The organism is Sphingobacterium cavernae, assembly GCF_008520265.1.
In the GTDB taxonomy this organism is placed as follows: Bacteria; Bacteroidota; Bacteroidia; order Sphingobacteriales; family Sphingobacteriaceae; genus Sphingobacterium; species Sphingobacterium cavernae.
Genome location: NZ_VIQM01000047.1, coordinates 1 through 1416, shown reverse-complemented (window position 1 = coordinate 1416; position 1416 = coordinate 1). Strand labels below are relative to the sequence as shown.

The 1416-nt window shown below is 33.3% G+C and carries 3 protein-coding genes; all 3 read right to left on the bottom strand.

The features are described from left to right. Positions 1 to 148: 148 nt before the first annotated feature. Positions 149 to 583 carry an rRNA maturation RNase YbeY gene (gene ybeY, locus FLS47_RS09535; protein ID WP_149914149.1) on the bottom strand — a complete coding sequence of 145 codons (435 nt, stop codon included), beginning with the start codon at positions 581 to 583 and terminating at the stop codon, positions 149 to 151. Between the two features lie 4 nt (positions 584 to 587). Then, positions 588 to 1001 (bottom strand): Holliday junction resolvase RuvX, encoded by a 414-nt coding sequence (gene ruvX / locus FLS47_RS09530; protein WP_149914180.1) that lies wholly within the window; start codon positions 999 to 1001, stop codon positions 588 to 590. Positions 1002 to 1140: 139 nt separating this feature from the next. Continuing rightward, positions 1141 to 1416 (bottom strand): IS200/IS605 family transposase (gene tnpA / locus FLS47_RS09525; protein WP_188347401.1); only part of this gene is annotated, 276 nt, incomplete at its 5' end.

Below are 1416 nucleotides of genomic sequence, written 5' to 3'. Positions count from 1 at the left end.
ACTAGACCTAATATCTGAGAAAATACGTTTATATTTACCATGGCGGTAGTTGAATTTTAGCGAATTAAATATAGCAATCCCTGCTATATAAATACACCGCCATTTTTTCCCTTATTTAGGACGCTTGTGGTTCACTTTAAAATTTTGTTTAAAAATTTCTCTTTTCCAAATACTCATTTTCTTTTGAAGTCATAAGTTCTTTGTCTTGCTTTTTCTTGTCATAATAACCACATAAATGCAATACGCCATGAATAATCACGCGGTGTAATTCATCTCTTTCGGTTACTGCGAATTTTGCGGCATTTTCACGAATCCTTTCTATAGAGATAAAGATATCTCCAGAGATCTCATCCTGCTGTTCCGAGGAATCAAAAGTTACAATATCTGTGTATGTATCATGATTCAAGTATTGCTTGTTGATATCTAATAAATATTCATCTGAACAAAATACAAAAGTTAATTCTCCTATACGTCTGAATCCCTCAGATTTGATGGTATCTCCAATCCAAGTTCTAACTTTTGCTTTATCCTTAAGAACAAAATCAGTATCTTCTGAAAAAAATGAAATATCTTTTAATGCCATTCTATTAAAATCCTTTTGTATCCATATATGTTTGCAAAATAATCGTCGCAGAAATCGTATCCACCAATCCCTTATTTTGCTTTTTATTCTTTTTCATGCCCGATTGCGCTATAGCTGAGGAGGCCATTTTTGATGTGAAACGCTCATCCACTTCTACAACATTGATTGCAGGAAATTCCTTTTTTAATTTTCGTACAAATCCTACAACATGCTGAGCCGATTCGGAATCTGTGCCATCCATTTGCAGAGGTCTACCAACTACAAAAGTTTCAATTTGCTCTTGTTGCAAATAGTCTTTCAAGTATTTAAATATATCATCAGGATGCACAGTGGTCAACGCAGTTGCAATTATCTGTAACGGGTCCGTAACAGCTATTCCAATACGCTTTGTACCATAATCAAATGCCATTAATCGCATAAGCTCAAAAATTTTAACAAAGGTACAATTCATTATTGATGATAAAAATCTATAACTTTGGTCGTATATTTTAGTTTCTATGCAATTTATAAAACGTAGCGTAAACCCCACAGGTCTTTAGCCTGTGGGATGTAAGGGACTAACCCTGATTGAGAATATACTCACGAATAGTATCAGGAGATGCTTCACCTATTGAACAAACAAAATAACCATCAGACCAGAAAGTATGTTTTTTCGAAAAATGTTTAAATAAGAATGACCTGTGTGGTGAACGCGAAATGTAATAATTAGATTCTTGTTTTAACTTGCGAACAATAGAAGTAATTGAAACACGAGGGATATAACGAATAAGAAAATGGATGTGTTCTAAATCAGATTCAAACACTTCAATTTGAAAATCTGAATTAGAAGTAAT

Bases quoted from the DNA above. Each gene is read 5' to 3' on its own strand.
- ybeY (WP_149914149.1), bottom strand. From the start codon at position 583: ATGGCATTAAAAGATATTTCATTTTTTTCAGAAGATACTGATTTTGTT.
- ruvX (WP_149914180.1), bottom strand. From the start codon at position 1,001: ATGCGATTAATGGCATTTGATTATGGTACAAAGCGTATTGGAATAGCT.